12 protein-coding genes are annotated in these 17,198 nt (G+C 72.2%); 4 read left to right on the forward strand and 8 right to left on the reverse strand.

Annotated features, from left to right (window positions below; translation table 11 throughout):
- Window positions 1-83 precede the first annotated feature (83 nt).
- The gene (locus tag ACZ3UD_RS23265; RefSeq protein WP_465590794.1) at window positions 84-356 is read left to right on the forward strand and encodes a phospholipase domain-containing protein; all 273 of its coding nucleotides are present in this window, start codon (window positions 84-86) and stop codon (window positions 354-356) included.
- Window positions 357-595: 239 nt separating this feature from the next.
- Here ACZ3UD_RS23265 and ACZ3UD_RS23270 read toward each other — a convergent pair whose 3' ends face one another.
- Window positions 596-3,175 (reverse strand): collagenase, encoded by a 2,580-nt coding sequence (locus ACZ3UD_RS23270; protein WP_465590797.1) that lies wholly within the window; start codon window positions 3,173-3,175, stop codon window positions 596-598.
- Window positions 3,176-3,642: 467 nt separating this feature from the next.
- Between ACZ3UD_RS23270 and ACZ3UD_RS23275 the strand changes: the two genes are divergently transcribed.
- On the forward strand, window positions 3,643-4,401 hold the full coding sequence (locus tag ACZ3UD_RS23275) for an endonuclease/exonuclease/phosphatase family protein (RefSeq protein ID WP_465590800.1): 759 nt from the start codon (window positions 3,643-3,645) through the stop codon (window positions 4,399-4,401).
- A 45-nt stretch (window positions 4,402-4,446) separates the two neighbouring features.
- Here ACZ3UD_RS23275 and ACZ3UD_RS23280 read toward each other — a convergent pair whose 3' ends face one another.
- From ACZ3UD_RS23280 to ACZ3UD_RS23305, 6 genes are all read right to left on the reverse strand, one after another.
- Window positions 4,447-5,748 carry an aminotransferase-like domain-containing protein gene (locus tag ACZ3UD_RS23280; RefSeq protein WP_465590803.1) on the reverse strand — a complete coding sequence of 434 codons (1,302 nt, stop codon included), beginning with the start codon at window positions 5,746-5,748 and terminating at the stop codon, window positions 4,447-4,449.
- The gene (locus tag ACZ3UD_RS23285) at window positions 5,741-6,859 is read right to left on the reverse strand and encodes an alpha-hydroxy acid oxidase (RefSeq protein ID WP_465590806.1); all 1,119 of its coding nucleotides are present in this window, start codon (window positions 6,857-6,859) and stop codon (window positions 5,741-5,743) included. Before ACZ3UD_RS23285 ends, ACZ3UD_RS23280 begins: the two co-directional genes overlap by 8 nt.
- Window positions 6,856-7,920, reverse strand: a complete 1,065-nt coding sequence (gene hppD, locus ACZ3UD_RS23290) for a 4-hydroxyphenylpyruvate dioxygenase (RefSeq protein ID WP_465590809.1) — start codon at window positions 7,918-7,920, stop codon at window positions 6,856-6,858. The genes ACZ3UD_RS23285 and hppD overlap by 4 nt, the downstream gene beginning before the upstream one ends.
- Window positions 7,921-7,985: 65 nt before the next feature.
- Complete coding sequence (locus tag ACZ3UD_RS23295; RefSeq protein ID WP_465590812.1) at window positions 7,986-8,825, reverse strand: phytanoyl-CoA dioxygenase family protein; 840 nt, start codon at window positions 8,823-8,825, stop codon at window positions 7,986-7,988.
- Window positions 8,822-10,801: a condensation domain-containing protein gene (locus tag ACZ3UD_RS23300; RefSeq protein WP_465590815.1), complete on the reverse strand. Its 1,980-nt coding sequence runs from the start codon at window positions 10,799-10,801 to the stop codon at window positions 8,822-8,824. Before ACZ3UD_RS23300 ends, ACZ3UD_RS23295 begins: the two co-directional genes overlap by 4 nt.
- Entirely contained in the window at window positions 10,798-12,708 is a 1,911-nt protein-coding gene (locus ACZ3UD_RS23305; RefSeq protein ID WP_465590818.1) for a non-ribosomal peptide synthetase, read from the reverse strand. The genes ACZ3UD_RS23300 and ACZ3UD_RS23305 overlap by 4 nt, the downstream gene beginning before the upstream one ends.
- Before the next feature lie 827 nt (window positions 12,709-13,535).
- Between ACZ3UD_RS23305 and ACZ3UD_RS23310 the strand changes: the two genes are divergently transcribed.
- Window positions 13,536-14,870, forward strand: a complete 1,335-nt coding sequence (locus tag ACZ3UD_RS23310; protein WP_465590821.1) for an ATP-grasp domain-containing protein — start codon at window positions 13,536-13,538, stop codon at window positions 14,868-14,870.
- Between the two features lie 64 nt (window positions 14,871-14,934).
- The gene (locus ACZ3UD_RS23315) at window positions 14,935-16,128 is read left to right on the forward strand and encodes an argininosuccinate synthase-related protein (RefSeq protein WP_465590824.1); all 1,194 of its coding nucleotides are present in this window, start codon (window positions 14,935-14,937) and stop codon (window positions 16,126-16,128) included.
- Window positions 16,129-16,208: 80 nt separating this feature from the next.
- Here the strand turns inward: ACZ3UD_RS23315 and ACZ3UD_RS23320 are convergent, their stop codons facing one another.
- Window positions 16,209-17,138 (reverse strand): ROK family protein, encoded by a 930-nt coding sequence (locus ACZ3UD_RS23320; protein ID WP_465590826.1) that lies wholly within the window; start codon window positions 17,136-17,138, stop codon window positions 16,209-16,211.
- Window positions 17,139-17,198: the final 60 nt, after the last annotated feature.

The raw sequence follows: 17,198 nt of genomic DNA on the forward strand, positions 1-17,198 counted from the left end.
CCCGCGCAGACATTTGTTTTCGAGCGGGGCCCCTATTGCGGGGGGGGGGGGGGGGCGGGGCCCGCGTTGTCCCCCGCCGCCGGATGCGGGGGGGGGGGGGGGGCCCCCCCCCCCCCGCCCCCGCTTCTGCGTTCTCTGCACACCGAACAACTGCGCCCCGAGCCACGCCCCGAACAACTGCGCCCCGAACCGCGCCCCCGAGCCGCCCCTCCGCCCCGGTCAGCGCCTCCTTCCCCACCAGGAGCGGCTGGTACGACCTGACCGTCACCGCCAACACCTCCGACGGCTTCCTGCGCCGCCTGGCCGGCCACATCGAGACCGGAGCGGTGAGCACCACCGACCCGGCCCCGCATTGATGTTGCTTTCGTTGCCCTGCAGCGCGAATGCCAGCTTCTTCCAGGAGTTGGATGCGGCACGCTGCATGGCTGCCGTGAGCCTCTCGGGGTACGGGCCGTACCTGCCGATCGGCAGGTACGGCCCGATGAACTTCCACTGCCTGTCGGCGAGTTGCCTACGCGTCATGCACAGCGTCCTACCGGATTCCGCCTTCAGGTGGACACGAAGCCGCAATGTTGATCACAACATCACACAGGCCCTAGTACTGGGTGGAGATGGTCACGCCGCTGAAGTCGGTCTGGGCGTAGAGGCTGATGTAGCGGTAGCCGGCCGTGGTGTTGGTGACGGTCAGGCTCTGGGTGGTGCCGTTGTTGGTGGAGCCGGTGGTGTAGGCGCTCGGCGTGGCCCAGGTGTCGGGGTTGTAGAGCAGGTACGCGGTGCCCGTGCCGCCGGAGCTGTCGACCTTCAGGGTGGTGGTGCCGGCCGGCAGGTAGATGTAGTAGTAGTCCAGGTTGCCGGCGGTCGCGGACTGGTTGCTGCGGGAGCAGTTCTTGTCCAGCACCCGGGCGTCGGCGGCGGTGCAGCCGGTGAGGCCGCCGACCGTGACGGACTGGGTGGCGGTGTTGGTCTTGCCGTTGCCGTCGGTCACCGTGAGGCTGACGGTGTAGCTGCCGGCCGCGGCGTAGGTGTGCGCGGGGCTCTGGCTGGTGGAGGTGGCGCCGTCACCGAAGTTCCAGGCCCAGGAGGCGATGCTCCCGCCGGACTCGGTCGACTGGTCGGTGAACTGCACGTTCAGGCCGGACGGGAGGGCGGTGAAGGCGGCGGTCGGGGAGCCGCCCACCACGCAGGCGCCGGCGGCGCAGGCGTCCAGCCAGGTGTTGAACTCGGCGTCGTACGCGGTGCCGATCGAGTTGTAGGTCGCGTAGCCGCCGGTGTAGTCACCGGTGCGGAAGTGGGCCAGCATGTTCCGGATGACGTCCGGGTGCTTCTCGACCATGAAGCGGACGGCCAGGTAGCCCCACGGGTAGGTGCGGGTGGTGTCGCTGTTGTCGTAGGTGTTCTGGAACAGCGTGCTGAGCGCGTAGGTGTGCTTGGGTGCCTCGGCGACCGCGCCGGTGTCGGTGACGTTGCGGTAGCTGTAGGAGACGTACTCGGCGACGCCCTCGATCCACCAGACGTCCGGGACGGAGATCTGCTGGCTGAAGTCGCCCTTCATGTCGAGGCGGCCGTCCAGGGCGTGGGTGTACTCGTGGTTGAGGTTCCAGATGCCCGCGGTGAAGCCGTCGTTGCCGTTCTGGTAGGTCAGCGACATCGGCTGGTTGCCGGGGGTGGCCGGGTCCCCGATCAGGGTGATGCCGCCGTTGTTGGTGCTGACGCCGTAGATGGCGCCCGCGTAGGTCTGGTAGTCCTGCGGCGAGGCGAACGTCACCAACTGCAGCGAGTTCTCGTACTGGCCGGCGATCGGGCCGTTGTCCTTGACCAGGTTGTGGAAGAACGGGTCCTGGTTCTGCAGGCTGGCGCAGACGGCGGCGAGGTCGGCGGCGGTCAGGCTCTGGGCCAGGATGGTGTGGGCGGAGTCGCAGGTGTGGCTGACCGGCAGGGCGGCGGCCTTGAGCCGGTCCGGCAGGTTGCAGACGCCGTAGTACGAGCAGTTCGCCTCGTCGTACCCGGCGGCCATGGCGGCCACCCCGACCCAGAGCGGCGCGGTGGGGCCGGTGATGGAGGAGACGTCCATCAGGCCCTTGATCAGCGGCCGGACGGTGTCGGCAAGCGCCGGGTGCTCGATAAACCGGGCCGTCTCCAGGCCGGCGTTGGAGTCCAGGAAGGAGTTGTTGCCGCCGAGCATGCCCTTGTGGTTCAGCGCGAAGCTGTCGAGGGTGTTGATGATGCTCGGGTCGGCGGTGACGGCCGCGACGTAGTCGGCGTTCTGGTGGCCGCGGAAGATCGGGGTGTACACGCTGTTCGCGAAGTTCACCATGGACGAGGACGCGTCCCACGAGCTGTTGTACGCGTTCAGCACCCGCTGGTAGGTGCTGAGGTAGTGGGCCTGGAGGTTGGCGCTGTCGGAGAGGATCATCGCCTGACCGGCGACCCGGCCGTTGCCGTCGTTGACGTCCAGGAAGTGCGGGCCGGCGACCAGGGTGTCGAGGGCGGACTGCACCGCGCCGGTGAGCGTCGCGTCGTACGTGCCGACGTCGGCCGGGTGGTAGTACTGCACGTAGTAGCCGGCCTGGAGGAAGTAGACCAGCTGGTAGATGCCGGTGGAGTTGTCGCCGGTGTACGAGGCGGCGGCGCTCTTCAGACCGTTGGCGACGGCGAGCATCTGGCTCTGCTGGAACACCGCGTGGGCGTCGCCGCCGGTGATGCGGAACAGCGAGCTGAGGCAGTCGACGGTCGAGCCCTGGATGAAGCTCACCAGGTCGGCGCCGCTGCGGCCGCTAAAGTCGGCCGGGGTGCAGGAGGTTTCGGCCGCACCGGCCGCGTGCGCGCCGTCGACGGTGGCCCCCTTGGCCGCGAACCGGCCCGGGACCTCGGCGAGTTTCGGCGTCGGGGCCTGGGGGGCGGCGGACTGCGGGGAGCGCGGCGGGAGTTGCGCGGGGGCGAGCCGGCCGGCCTGGGTCTCCGCGTGGGTGTCGAGGCCGAAGGCGGTGCCGGTGGGGGCTATGCCGCCGGGGTGCGCGGTCCGCGGGGCCTGGCTCGCCTGCTGACCGGCCTGCACCGTGGGGGCGGCGAAGCTCGGGGCGGCGGCGAAGCTCGGGGCGGCGGCGAAGCCGGTGATGGCGGTACTCGCGGCGGCGAGCACGGCCAGTGCTCGGGGCAGCCGAAGTCGGTGACGCATCGTCACTCCTAGCTGGGGGGTGGGGGATGAGCCTCACGTGCTGGCTGCGGAGGCGTCGCCTGGCACGGTGTCATGGACAACCCACCACAATCAATAGGGTGTGACATATCACTTTCGACCTTGGTCAACCTTTCGGATGCGATCGGCTGGGGCGCGGGCGAGCCCGCCGGAGCCCGGATCCGGCGGCCGGGGCGGGCGGCGGGGCGACGGGGAGGGTCCACGGGGGCGGGCCCGCCCCCGGAGGAGCGGCGGCGGCCGCAGGCATGGAGCCCCGCCTCGATGCGTCGGTGACGGGTACGCCTTCGCTTCGACGCATCGGCGGATTCCCGGTTCGCCGAGCCCCGGAATCCCCCGCCCTTTTCGCTACGAGGAGAATTCGGAGCGATCCCGATGCCGGTCGGATTCAATGGGCTCCCGGACCAACGTGCCGAAAAAGCGAATCCGTCCGCGACGGAAAGGGAGTTCACGTGAATCGTTCACTGGATGCCGCCGCACCAGCCATCGACGTCATGTCGTTCAACATCCACCACGGCGAGGGGGTCGACGGCGTCCTCGACCTCGAGCGGATCGCCCGGGTGATCCGGGCCAGCGGCGCCGACGTGGTCGGGCTCCAGGAGGTGGACCGGCACTTCGACGGGCGCAGCGAATGGGCCGACCAGGCAACGGAGTTGGCGAGACTCCTCGGCTACCACCTGGCGTACGGGGTGAACCTCGACCTGGCCGCGCCGACCCCGGGCGCGCCACGGATGCAGTACGGCACAGCGGTGCTGTCCCGCCATCCGATCACCCGCTGGCGGAACACCCACCTCTTCCGGTCCCCCGGCGAGGAACAGCGGGGCCTGCTCCAGGCCGAGATCGACTTCCGTGGAATTCCGCTCCAGGTCTTCGTCGCACATCTCGAGCTGTTCTCGGAGACCGATCGCACCCGACAGGTGGTGGAAGTCATCGAGCTGATCGGGGACACCGCCCCGGCAATTCTCCTCGGTGACTTCAATGCCGCCCCGGAAACACCGGAGATAGCCGCCGTCCGGGCCGCTTTCACCGATTCCTGGTCGGTTTTCGCCGGCGGACGGGTGGCGACCTTCCCGGCCGACGCGCCCGAGGAGTGCATCGACTACGTCTTCGCCGGCCCGGGGGTTCGGCCGGTGCGGATCGGTCCGGTCACCAAGGATCCGGCAGCCTCGGACCATCTGCCGGTGCTGGCGCGGCTGCTGGTCACGGCCTGACGCGGTCCGGGGGCGGTGCGGCGACGCACCGCCCCCCGGAGGGAGTCAGCAGCCCTGCTCGGCGAAGAGCGCGGCGAGCCGGTCCAGGCCCTCGTCGATCGCCCGGCCGCTGAGTGAACTCACGGACAGCCGCAGGGAGTCGGTACCGCCGGCGGCGCCGTAGAAGTGGCTCATCGGGGTCCACAGCACGCCGTGCCGACGCGCCGAGCGCTCCAGCAGCGCGTCGTCGACCGTGAACGGGACGGTCACGCAGACGAAGAAGCCGCCGGTCGGCACGGACCAGCTGATGCCCGGGTGCCCGCCGAAGCGGCTGCGGAGTCCGGCCAGGACCCGGTCGATGTTGTCGCGGTAGATCCCCCGTTCCCGGGCGTTGGCCCGTTCCAGGCTGAAGTCGTGTTCGAGCAGGGCGCCGCCGACCACCGCCTGGGCGATCGGCGAGGTGTTCACCGTCACCATGCTCTTGATCTTGGAGAGCTGGTCGGCGAACAATCCTGACCCGCCGTCGGCGGTCGCGACGCGCTGGTCCGCCACGGCGTAGCCGACCCGGGCGCCCGGCAGCACCGTCTTGGCGAAGGAGCCGAGGTGGACCACCCGGCGTCCGATGTCCAACGCCTTGAGGGTGGGAGGCGTCCCGTCGCCGCCGTGGAACACGCCGTACGGGTTGTCCTCCAGCAGCAGGATGGACTCGCGCTCGGCCAGCGCCAGCAGTTCCCGCCGTCGGCCGAGGTCGATGCTGAGGCCCGAGGGGTTGGCGAAGTCGGGCATCACGTAGCACGCCCGGGGGCGCAGGCCCTGGGCCCGGGCCGCGCGGATCGTCGCCGTCAGGTCGTCCAGGTCGATCCCGGTCGGCCCGGCGGCGACCGGCAGGACCGGCAGGTCGACCAGCCGCGCGGCGCCGGTGAGGCCGACGTACATGGGCGAGACCGAGAGCAGGACGTCCCGCTCGGTCGCCCGCAGCGCGCGCAGGACCAGGAACATCGCCTCCTGGCAGCCGACGGTGACCACGACGGCCTCGGGGTCGACCCGCAGGCCCTGATCACGCGCGAGGTGCCGGGCGATCAGCTCGTGGACGATGCCCTTGGTCCGGCCGTACTGGCACAGGGTCCGGCGGACCTCCTCGTCCGACAGTCCGCGCTCCTCGGCGAGGTGGCGGCTGAAGGTGCGCAGCCGGTGGTGCACCGATTCGAGGTCGAAGAAGCTCTCGACCGGGCGGCCGGGGGCGAAGGACAGCGCGTTCGGGAAGCGCGAGGTCACCTCGTTGAGGAAGTTCATCGAGGTGAGGGCCGGATCCTCCAGCGAGCCGTGCAGGTCGACGGTGGTCAGGTCTGCGAGCGGCGTGTCAGGCACGGGTTGCCAGCCTCTCGGTGCGAAGGAGCCGCGCCGCCGCGAGGTCGGCGCAGCCGGCCAGCGTCATCGCCTCGGCCAGTTCGGTGTGCAGCAGGTCGAGCACGCGGCCGACCCCGGCCTCGCCGCCCGCCGCCAGGCCCCACAGCACGGGACGGCCGAGCAGCACGCCGCGGGCCCCGAGGGCGAGCGCCTTGAGGACGTCGGTGCCGGTGCGGACCCCGCTGTCCAGCAGCACCTCGCAGTCGCCGGACACCGCGGCCACCACCTCCGGCAGGGCGCTCAGGCTGGCCCGTGCACCGTCCAGTTGGCGGCCGCCGTGGCTGGAGACGACGACGGCGGCGGCGCCCAGGTCGGCGGCGATGCGGGCGTCGCGCGGGTCGAGCAGGCCCTTGACCACCAGGGGCAGCGAGGTCCGGCGGCGCAGCCGTTCCAGGTCCGGCCAGGAGAGGGCGGCCGCGAAGGAGGCGCTGGTGTGCACGGCGAGCGCCGAGGTGCCGGCGGTCCCGCGGTGGGCCTCGCTGCCGGGACCAGTGTCGAGGTTGGCGGCGCGGACGTGCGGTGGCAGCGCGAAGCCGTTGCGCACGTCCCGCAGCCGACGGCCCATCAGCGGCACGTCCACGGTGACCATCAGCGCCCGGCAGCCCGCGGCCTCGGCCCGGGCGACCAACTCGTCGTTCTTGGCCCGGTCGCGCAGGCAGTAGAGCTGGAACCAGGTGTCGGCGCCGGTGGCGGCGACGGCTTCCAGGGGGTGGCTGCTGAGCGTGCTGATGACGTAGGGGACGCCGCGGGCCCGGGCGGCGCGGGCGGCGGCGGGTTCACCCTCGTCGTGCAGCAGGCGCTGGTAGGCCATGGGGGCGACGGCGACCGGGAGGGCCGCCGCGGTCCCGACCAGCCGCTCGGCGGTGTCCGCCGCCGTGGCGCCGGTCAACATACGCGGGACGAGGGCGAGTTCGGCGAAGGCGGCGCGGTTCGCGGCGAGCGTGGACTCGGTGCCGCTACCGCCGTCGACGAAGTCCCGGACCGCGGGATCGAGCACCGAGCTGGCGGCGGCCCGGATGCCGTCCAGGTCCACCGCGGCGGTTGCGGCCGGGCGGTCGTCGATGGCCGTCACCCGAGCCGCTCCGCTTCCACCGCTTCGTACAGGGCCTTGATGTTGCCGCTGCCGAAGGTCGTGGCCCCGATCCGCTCGATGACCTCGAAGAACAGCGTCCGCCGCGGGTGCACCGTCCGGGTGAAGATCTGGAGGAGCTGGCCCTCGTGGTCCTCGTCGACGAGGATGCCGAGCGCGGCGAGCTGCTGGACGGTGTGCCGGGCCGGGCGCAGGCGGTCGGCGAGCATCCGGTAGTAGGCGGGCGGGGTCGACAGGAATTCGACGCCCCGCTCGCCCATCGTGCCGACGGACCGCACGGCGTCGTCGGTGCGGAACGCGATGTGCTGGACGCCGGAGCCGCCGTGGTTCTTGATGAAGTGGTCGATCTGGCCGGGCTCCCGGCTGGTGTCGGGCTCGATGAGGGTGAGCGTGAGGCCGCCGGACGGGGACTGCACCACTTCCGAGTCCATCGCCTGGGCGCCGACGACGATCCTCTCGGTGAAGGTGTTCCGCAGGCCCAGGACCTGCTCGTAGAACTCGACGGTGGAGCGGAGCCGGCCGGCCTCGACGCACACCGCGAAGTGGTCAACGTCGAGCAGGCCGGTGTCCGTCACGGGTTCGGCCCGGCGTACGGGGGTGAAGCCGGGCAGCCGCCGCGGGTCGGTTCCCTCGCGGCGCTGGACGAAGGTGTGCCGGACGTCGCCGAAGCCGGCCACGGCGGCCGTCACCACGCCGTCCGCCTCGGCGGGCGCGGCCAGCGGCCGGGCCCCGCGCCGGACGGCCTCGGTGAAGGCCGCCGCCGCGTCGGCGGTGGTCAGGGCGATGTCGGCGACGCCGTCCCCGTGCCGTCGGGTGTAGTCGGCCGCGGGGTGGTCCTCCGCCCGGGCCTGGGTGAGCAGCAGGCGTATTCGCTCCCGGCCGACGGCGACGGAGCTCGCGTCGCCCGGCTGGTCGGAACGGGCGTACGCGGCGAACCCGTACGCCTCGGCGAAGCGCCGTGCGGTGGCGGCGAGGTCCTCGACGTACAGCTCGACATGGTCGATGGACAGGTCGTTCGGGGCGTTGTCCGGGTGTGCCGTCACGCTGCTGGTCTCCTTCGGGTGGGGGGATGGTCGGCGGGACTACCGGGCGGGACCAACCAGTGGGCCTACCAGGGGTCGACACCGAGCAGCCTGCGGCCGAGCGGCGTCATCGCCGCGGTCTGCAGGCCGTTGTAGGAGTGGCCGGCCGGGCGGTCGCCGGGGCGGTCGCCGGATTCCCAGGGCTGGTCGTCCCGGGCGTAGCGGACGAACTGGGCGACCCGTGCCTCGGGCCTGCGGTTGTGCGAGGCGGCGTGCGGCATCAGGTGGTGGGTCAGCACGAAGTCGCCTGCCGCGCCGGTGATTTCGATGCTCTTGAGGTGCGGGATGTTCCGCCACTTGTCGTGCAGCTGCCGCCCCTTGGGGACGGCTCGGGCTTCCGCCTCGACGATGCGGTGGCCGCCGGGCACGACGTGGATGCCACCGCCGCCGGGGGCCACGTCCGTGAAGTAGTAGCAGCCGCCGATCTCGACCTCCTCGGGGGTGAACAGGAACTCGTCCACGTCCTCGGGCACCGCCGGGTCGATGTGCAGGTCCTGGCTCAGCTCGTCGGCGTGCGCGGTGTCGTTGCGCATGGTGATGGCGACCGAGCCGTCCCGGACGAGCAGCCGCGGGTGCCCCAGGAGCTGGGCCGCCGCCCGGTAGAGCAGCTCGTTCTGGAGGAGCGGGATGAACTCCGGACCGTCGAAGGTCTGGTTCCCGGGGGTGTTGTAGGGCTTGAACCGGCCGTCGTACGCCTGCCAGTGCTCCGGGACGCGCAGGTCGCGCGGGAGCAGGTCGAGGATCAGGCCGGCGTGGTGCCTGGCCTCCTCCCTGGTCAGGACGCCGGGGATGAGCAGGTAGCCGTCCTGCCAGAAGCGGTCGGCCTCCTCCTGGGACAGGACCGGCTCCGGCATGGCGATCGTCATGGGTGCTCCGATGGGTCGGTTGGTGCGGTCGGTTCGGTCGGTTCGGTGGGCCGGGGTTCGGGACGGCCGGGGCGGAGTTCCCGGGCCAAGCCGCGCAGGGTGGTCATGCCGCTGACCTCGGTGAAGCCGGGCGGACGGTAGCCGTTCCGGCGGATCAGCTCCGCAAGCTGCGGGTAGCGCTCCAGCCGGCCACCCGCACGGACGTAGCAGAGGTCGAGGTCCGGTTCGACGGCGAGGCCGGACTCGGCCAGGATGCCGAGCAGCGTGCCCTCCGCCGCGGTGACGGGGGGCCGCCGGGTGGTCGCCCGGCCATCCGAGGCCTCACCGCCGTCGATCTCGAACCACTCCGGGACGGCCAGGAGTTCGCCGGTGTGGACGGCCCGGAGCAGTTCCTCCCTCAGGTCGAGCGGGGAGGGGGTGGCGCCGTCGGCCGGGGTGACCCGGGCGGTCAGCCGGGCGGTGGTGTCGGAGCCGTCACCGGGCACCAGGGCCACCGCGGCCTCCGCCACCCCGGCCATCGAGCGCAGCCGGTCCTCGATCGCCCCGAGGTCGATCCACCGTCCGCCGGACCGCTGTTCGCGGGGGCCCCGGGCCGGCCGGACCAGTCCCACCGCGGCGGCGATGTCGTCGGGCGCGCAGTCCTGGCCCGCCGCGATCCGGGTCAGGGCGAGCTCGATGCCGCGCAGCAGCGCCGCGCACTGCTCGGGCGGCAGCACCCGGGAGTCGCCGTGGACGGAGAGCCGGACGGTCCGCGGGTCGGCCCAGCGGACGGAGAGGCTGGCCCCGTACTCGTAGGAGGTCTCGGCGGTGGCCGCCCAGCTGATCGCGGAGCCGGCCCGGTCGGTGCCGGCCCGGTCGGTCCGGTCGGTGCCGCCGTGCTCGCCGTGCTCGCCTTCCAGCAGACGGGCCCAACCCTGGGGCGGCGGGATGAAGTTGAAGGCGAGGTCGGTGGACAGGCAGAGGCCCCGACGGTGCTGGGCCTCGATCCGCTCGCGGATCAGGTCGAACGGGTCGTACCGGCCGTAGGCGGGGTGTCCCTCGGCCAGGGTCCGTTGGACCTCGTCGGCGGCCTCCAGCAGGCTCCGGCTCCGGCCGGGCAGGGCGACCGGCGATCGCTGCGCGGTGGCGCACAGCACCCGGCGGAGGTCGGCGTTGTGCCGGTTGTCCAGGGACACGTTGACCGTGCACCCGTCGGTGTCGCCGCGCCCGCAGAGCAGTTGGGTGAAAGCCGCGAGCACGACCGCCGAGGGCAGCACGCCGGCCCGGGCCATGACCCGGGCGAAGAGGCCGTCGGCGCCCGGGAGGGTGAGGGTGCTCCGGTAGTAGCGGCCCTCCTCGCCGTCGGCGGGCGGACGGTGCGGATGCATCCGGGCGGGCGCGGAGGAGAAGTGCTTCCGCAGGTAGTCGAGCGCCCTGGCCCGTTCGGTGTCCTCGGCCGGGTCGGCCTCGCGCCGGGCCTGCTCGGCGGGCTGGATCCCCGGCCGTCCCCGCAGGACGTCAGCGGCCGGACCGTCGGACCGCTCCCCCAGCAGCTCGGTGATCGCCTGCTCCACCACGCCGTGGAACCCGGCGTCCACGGCCACGTTGTCGGCCACTACGGCCAGCCAGTACCGGTCCTCCGCCCGGAGCAGCCGGAACTGCACCAGGAACCGGCCGATCCTGCCGTGGACGTGCGCGGTGAACTCCCGTACCAGGTCAGCCATGCCCTGGTGGACTGTGCCGTCCGGCCCGATGTCCACCAGCTCCACCGGGGAGCCCGACCCGTGGACGACCTGCCGCAGTTCACCGTCGATGACGGCGAGCGCGGTGCGCAGGATCTCGAAGCGGTCCTCCAGGGCGCGCACCAACTGCCGGGCGGCGGCCTCGTCGGTCGATGCCGGGAGCTGCCGGAGCCCCTCGGCCAACCCCTTCTCCAGGAACCACTGGAACTTCTGGGCCCTGGTCAGGGGCGCGCCGGCGACCGAGCCGGCGCTCATACCGCGCTCCCGGCCGACTCCGCTTCGGACTCCGACCCCGACGCCGGGCCCGGAACGCCGGCCGCCGGGCCGGCCGAGCGGGACGCGAGCAGCGAGAGCTGCCGGATCGTCGGCGCGCCGAGGACGTCGCGCACGGTGATCCGGACCCCGGCGGCCCGGGTCGCCGCCGTGGCCACCTGCACCGCCGAGATGGAGTCTCCGCCGAGCGTGAAGAAGTCGTCGTCGATCCCGACCTCCGCGAGCCCCAGCATCTCGCGCCACAGCTCGGCCAGTTCCGCCTCCAGCTCGTCGCGGGGGGTCGTCGCGGGGTTGTGGGCGGCGCCGCGCTCCTCGGCGGGGGCCGGCAGTGCCGCCGGGTCCAGCTTGAGGTTCGCGGTGAGCGGGATCGCCGGGATCACGGTGATCGAGGCCGGGTGCTGGTGCGGCGGAAGCACCGTCGCGATCTGTCGGCGGAGCTCGGTCGTGAGCCCGGGAACGTCCACCGCGTCTACCGGCCCGCCCTCCGCACCGGCTCCGGTCGATGCTCCCGATTCCTTGGTCGATGCGGACGAGCAGACGACATAGGCGTCCAGGCGCTTGTCCCCCGTGCCGTCGTCACGCGCCACCACGACCGCGTCGTTCACCCGGGGGTGCCGGGTGAGCACGGCCTCGATCTCGCCCGGTTCGATCCGGTAGCCGCGCACCTTGATCTGCCGGTCGGCGCGGCCCAGGAACCGCAGCGTCCCGTCCGGGCCCCGCCGGACGAGGTCGCCGGTCCGGTACAGCAGCTGGCCGGCCTCGCCGTGCGGATCCGGGACGAAGCGCTGGGCGGTGAGCTCGGCCCGGTTGAGGTAGCCGCGGGTCATCCCGGCTCCGCCGATGTACAGCTCGCCGGTCCCGCCGTCCGGGACGTCCTCGCCGTCCGGACCGAGCACCCGGACCCTGACCCGGTCGATCGGTCCGCCGATCGGGACCGTCGTCGCGTCCGGCGCCATCGCCCGCACGTCCTGGTGGGTGGCGAAGCCCGTGGTCTCGGTCGGCCCGTAGAGGTGGACCAGCCGCCCCCCGAAGGAACGCTGCACGCGGTCCGCCACGTCCGCGCGGACGGAGTCCCCGCCGAACAGCAGCGTGTGCACGCCGGAGAGATCGGCGAAGTGGCCCGGCTCCAGGAGCCGGAAGACGGGGCTGGTCAGGTGCAGGACGGAGACCGCGTCCTCCCGGACCCGTCGGCAGAAGGCGTCCAGGTCGGTGCCACCGAAGCTGTGGACGACACAGGTCGCGCCGTTCAGCAGCGGCGCCCAGATCTCGAAGGTCGAGGCGTCGAAGGAGAGCGTGGCCAGCGCGGCGACCCGGTCCTGCGGGCCGATGGTGACGTAGCTCTGATCGGTGACCAGGTGCACGACGCTCCGGTGCGGTACCAGCACGCCCTTGGGCGTTCCGGTGGATCCGGAGGTGTAGATGACGTTGGCGAGATCGGGTCGGCCGACGACGGGCGGGTTGTCCGCGGGACCGGCCGAGTCCTCGTCGAGCAGGGCGACGGCCGCCTCGTGCGCGGGGAGCCGGCCCACCAGTCGGCGCTGGGTCACCAGCACCGGGACGGCGCTGTCCCGCAGCATGAAGTCGAGCCGCTCCGCGGGGTATCCGGGGTCGATCGGGACGTACGCGCCGCCCGCCTTCAGGATGCCGAGCAGCCCGACGATCATCGCGGCGGACCGTTCGACACAGATCCCGACCAGCGTGTCGGGGCCGACGCCCAGCTCGCGCAGCCGCCAGGCCAGTCGGTTCGCCCGGGCGTTCAACTCGCCGTAGCTCAGGGTCCCGTCGTCCGCGACCACGGCCGTCCGGTCGGGAGCGCGCTCCGCGTGCGCTTCGAACCGGGCGTGCACGGTGGTCGACCCCGCCCCGGTCGGTCCGTCGTTCCGCTGCATCACTGGCTGACTCCGTCCTCTCGTGCGGTGACCGGGTCGGTGGACGCGGCACCGCGGAATTCGTTGCTGATGAGTCCGATGGCGGCGCTGCACGGGTGTCGGTGAATCCCGGAAACCGACGGGCAGGATCGCTCAGGACCGCTCTCGCCAAGTTCGGGGCGCCCGGAGCGGGATCGTCGGACTCCGATGTCCTGTTCGGGCCCGGGCCCGAGCGGCACCGTCCCTGGAAAAACCGGGAATTCCATCGGCGTTCGTTACCGGCGGAACTTGTCTCCGATGCCGGAACCCCCAGGAGCCTAAGCAATCCGACGATCTCCCGCCACCCTCTCCCGGGGAATACCGGCAATCATGCGCTATGCCCGTTCCACACCAATCACCCCGATCGTCGGGCTTCCCGCCCGGCCGCGGGGAGGTGATCCGACGGACCGTCAACCGCGCGTCGGCGGGGGCCCGTCGAGCCCACCGGGCCTCGGGCTCACCGGCCGGCTCCGCGTGTCAAAACAGGCCGAACTCCCCCATATTGCCCCACCATCGGCGCGACATGCAATGTGCCATTGCACATCTGTGGCTTGTCATGGACTATGGATCAAGAGCTGCGACGCCACAGTTCCGAAGCCGACCGGGGGGTTCGCTTGTCCGCTGCACCGTGCCGGGCCTGCGACGAGAAACGGCTCCCGCGCGCTCCTGAAATCACTCGCCCGGTTATTCGCGAGGGATTCCGCGACCCCCTTGGTGAATTCCCCGTCGCGACGGCAGCCGTAGCACCGCGCTCCTCAACCGATGCGTGATCCCCCGGGGCTGGAAGGCCCGATTCCAAAGGAAGCCTCATGTCTGAGAACCAGTCCTCGGCCCTGATCGTCGGCGCGGATCCCTATTTGATCCGGGCCTGCCTCAGGACCGGCATCAAGCCCGTCGTGGTGTACGGTCCCGGCCTGCACGACTGGGGATTCATCGAGATCCCGGACGGGGTCGAGACCGTCTTCGCCGAGGACACCTCCAGTGTGGAGAGCGTCCTGTTCGGCCTGCACCGGGCTGGCCTGGCCGACCGGGAATTCGGCTGCGTCCACACCGGGGACGAGTACGCCCTGGTCACGGTGGCGGCCCTCGGGAAGGTCCTGGGCGCCCCGGTCGCCGTGGATCCGGACACCGCCGTACGGTTCCGGGACAAGTGGCTGCAGAAGCGGGCGCTCGCCGAGGCGGGCATCGAGGTCACCGCGTCCCGGCTGATCGAGGACGTCCACCACCTGGACCCGGCGGCCGTCGAGGAGTTCGGCAAGGCCGTCCTCAAGCCGGTCGCCGGAGCGGGCACCAGGAACACTTCGGTCGTCGAGGGCCGGGCCGGCCTGATCGCCCGGTGCGCCGAGCACCGGCGCACCGGAACGCCCCAACGCACCTTCGTGCTGGAGGAGTTCGTGCCGGGCGACGAATGGATCGCCGACGGTGTGGTGTTCGACGGGGAGCTCCGCTTCCTGAGCGTGAGCACCTACGGCGAACCCTGCCTGAGCACGGTGGACTGCAACCGGGCGCTCCAGGTCGAGGTGCTCGACCCGACCGCCGACGCGGGCGCCTACGAGCTCGCCCGCTCGGTCGTCGAGCCGGCCCTGCGGGCACTCGGCCTGCGGCGCGGCACCTTCCACATGGAGCTCTTCCACCAGCCGGACACCGGGCGCCTGGTGTTCGGCGAGTGCGCGGCCCGCACCGGCGGCCTGCTCCAACCCGAGCTGGTGGAAGCCAAGTTCGGTGTCGATCTCGCGGTGGCCGCACTCCGCTGCGCGATGGGGACCGATCCGCGGATCGAGCCCGAGGTGCGCCCCGACACCATCGGCTCCACCTACCTCAACAACCGTCCCGGCGTCCTGGTCGGCTACCCGAACCCGGCCGAAGTGCGGGCCCTGCCGGGCGTCGAGTACCTGCGGCTGGAACTCCCGTACGGCTTCCGGATGTCGGACGCGCTGGCGAGCACCACCGAGGCCGTCGGCCAGGTCGTGCTGAGCGGCCGCACCCGGGAGGAGTTCCGCAGCCGCCGCGACTTCCTGACCCGGTGGTTCGACGAGCGCCTACTGGTCGTCCCCCCGCACGCGGGCTACCCCGAACTGCGCCGTTGGCAGCAGGAGAACTGGCCGGAATCCGTCTCCTCCTTCAGCACCTTCTCGGACGACTGAGGACCGCCCGACGGCCGTCGCCCGGACCGAACCACTTCCCCGCACCACGTCTTGAAGGACCAGCATGCAACGCCGTCACCGCCTGATCCGCTCCTTCCGCCACCTCACCACCGACACCCTGCCCGCGGACACCCCCGTCGTCACGCTCTTCAGCGGCGGGCTCGACAGCAGCTTCCTCCTGCTCCGCCTGAAGAACGCCGGCTTCCGGGACGTCCACGCGCTCAGTGTCGACCTCGGCGAGGACGAGACCAGCGAGCAGAAGCGGCAGATCGCCGACGAACTCGGCGTCCGGCTGCACATCGTGGACGGCCGTCAGGCCTTCGCCGACGAGTTCGTCCGGGCCGCCGTCATCAGCCAGGCGGTCTACCTGGGCACCCACCCGGTGAGTTCCACCCTGAGCCGTCCGCTGATCGCGCGGTTCGCCGTCGAGCTGGCCCGGCGGCTGGAGGCATCGGCCGTCCTGCACACCGCCAACCGCTCTCAGAACACCATGCGCAGGCTCAACGGAGCGCTGGAGCTGCTCGGCTTCGACGGCGCCTACGGCAGCCCGTACGACCTCGACCCGGTGAGTCGGGAGGTCAAGACCCAGGAGCTGAAGGAGGCCGGGCTCGCCCAGATGAGCGAGCGCGTGGTCAGCGGCGACTCCAACCTGTGGTGCCGCGAGTTCGAGTCCGGGATCCTGGACGACCCCGAGCAGCACGCGGTGCCGGAGCAGATGTTCCGGTGGAGCGCGCGCCGGCCCGAGGCCGTCGAGGACGGCATCGAGGTGCGCTTCGTGGGCGGGACCCCGGTGGCGGTGGACGGCGTCGAGCTGCCCCTGGTGCAGCTGGTCGGCGAACTGAATCGACGGGTCGGCGCGTTCGGCCTCGGCCGGTACAGCGGCCTGGAGCACCTCGACGGCGGTGAGAAGGTCCTGGAGATCCGGGAGATGCCGGCCGCGTGGCTCCTGCTGCGCAGCTACCGGCACCTCGAGACGGCGGTGCTCTCGGCCGAGACCATCCGCGAGAAGATGCACCTGGAGCAGCTGTGGCTGCGGGAGGGGCTGGAGGGCCGCTGGTTCGGTGAACTGCGGTCCGCCGCCCAGTCGTTCATGGACTACTGCGCCCGTCCGGTGACCGGGTCGGTCCGCTGGCGGCTCACCCCGGGCGGCGCCGAGACCCGCTCCATCACCGCGGAGCGGCCGCGCTACCTCCGCGACCGGGAGGCCTGGGAGCAGGAGTCCGTACGGTCCGAGGTCTCCGCGTTGGCAGGGGCCTGATGGGCGCTCGGCACGGCTCGCCGGGAACGCCGTCGGCCTGCCCCTCCCGGGTCAGGCCGACGGCGAGGGAGCGGCGGCCGTCAACCGGTGGGGCGGTCCAGCAGGTCCCAGGCCAGCAGGCCGGCCCCCAGGCACGCGGCCGCCTCGCCGAGCGCGGCCGGCACGATGTCCGGCATCCGCTGGAAGGTGAGCCGGCCCTCGACTGCGGCGCGCAGCGGACCGAACAGGGCGTCCCCGGCTTCGGCCAGCCCGCCCCCGATGATCACCCTGGCCGGGTCCAGCAGCGTGACACCGACGACCAGGCCGTCGGCGAGCGCGGCCACGGCGTCCGCCCAGACCTGCCGGGCCCGGGAGTCACCGGCCTCCAGCGACCGGACGCAGTCGGCCGCGTCCGCGTCCGGTCGGCCCGAGGCGGCGGCCCAGGCCCGTCCGACCGCGGACGCCGACGCGTACTGCTCCAGACAGCCGCGTTGACCGCAGGCGCAGGGGACGCCCCCGGGGCGGACCGCGATGTGGCCGATCTCGCCCGCGGCACCGTGCGCACCGGGCGCGATGTGCCCGCCGAGGCCGATCGCGCCGGCGATGCCGGTGCCGAGGGCCAGGAAGAGGAACCGGTCGACGCCCCGGCCAGCCCCGATCCGCTGCTCGGCGAGCCCTCCGGTGCGGACGTCATGGCCGAAGGCGACAGGAAGGCCGTCCAGGCGCTCCGCCAGCAGCGGGCCGAGCGGGAGGTCGCGCCAGCCGAGGTTGGCCGCGTACACCACCGTGCCCGTGGCGGCGTCGATGATGCCGGGCACGGCGAGGCCGGCCGCCAGGGCGGACTCGCCGAAGCGGCGCTCGCCCTCGGTGCGCAGTTCGGCGGCGACGTCGAGGACGGACGCCACGACGGCGGCCGGACCGCGTTCGCGACGCGTTTCCCGGCCGGTGCGGTGCAGCAACTCGCCGTCGATTCCGACCAGCGCGGCCTTGATTCCGGTTCCGCCCACATCAAGGGCTATGACGTGTTTCATGGGGAACGAGTATGAAGCCTGCCCGGACAGACTGGCAAGCATCCTGGAAAACGACCCGGA

The sequence above is a fragment of the Kitasatospora sp. NPDC023118 genome, assembly GCF_055560875.1.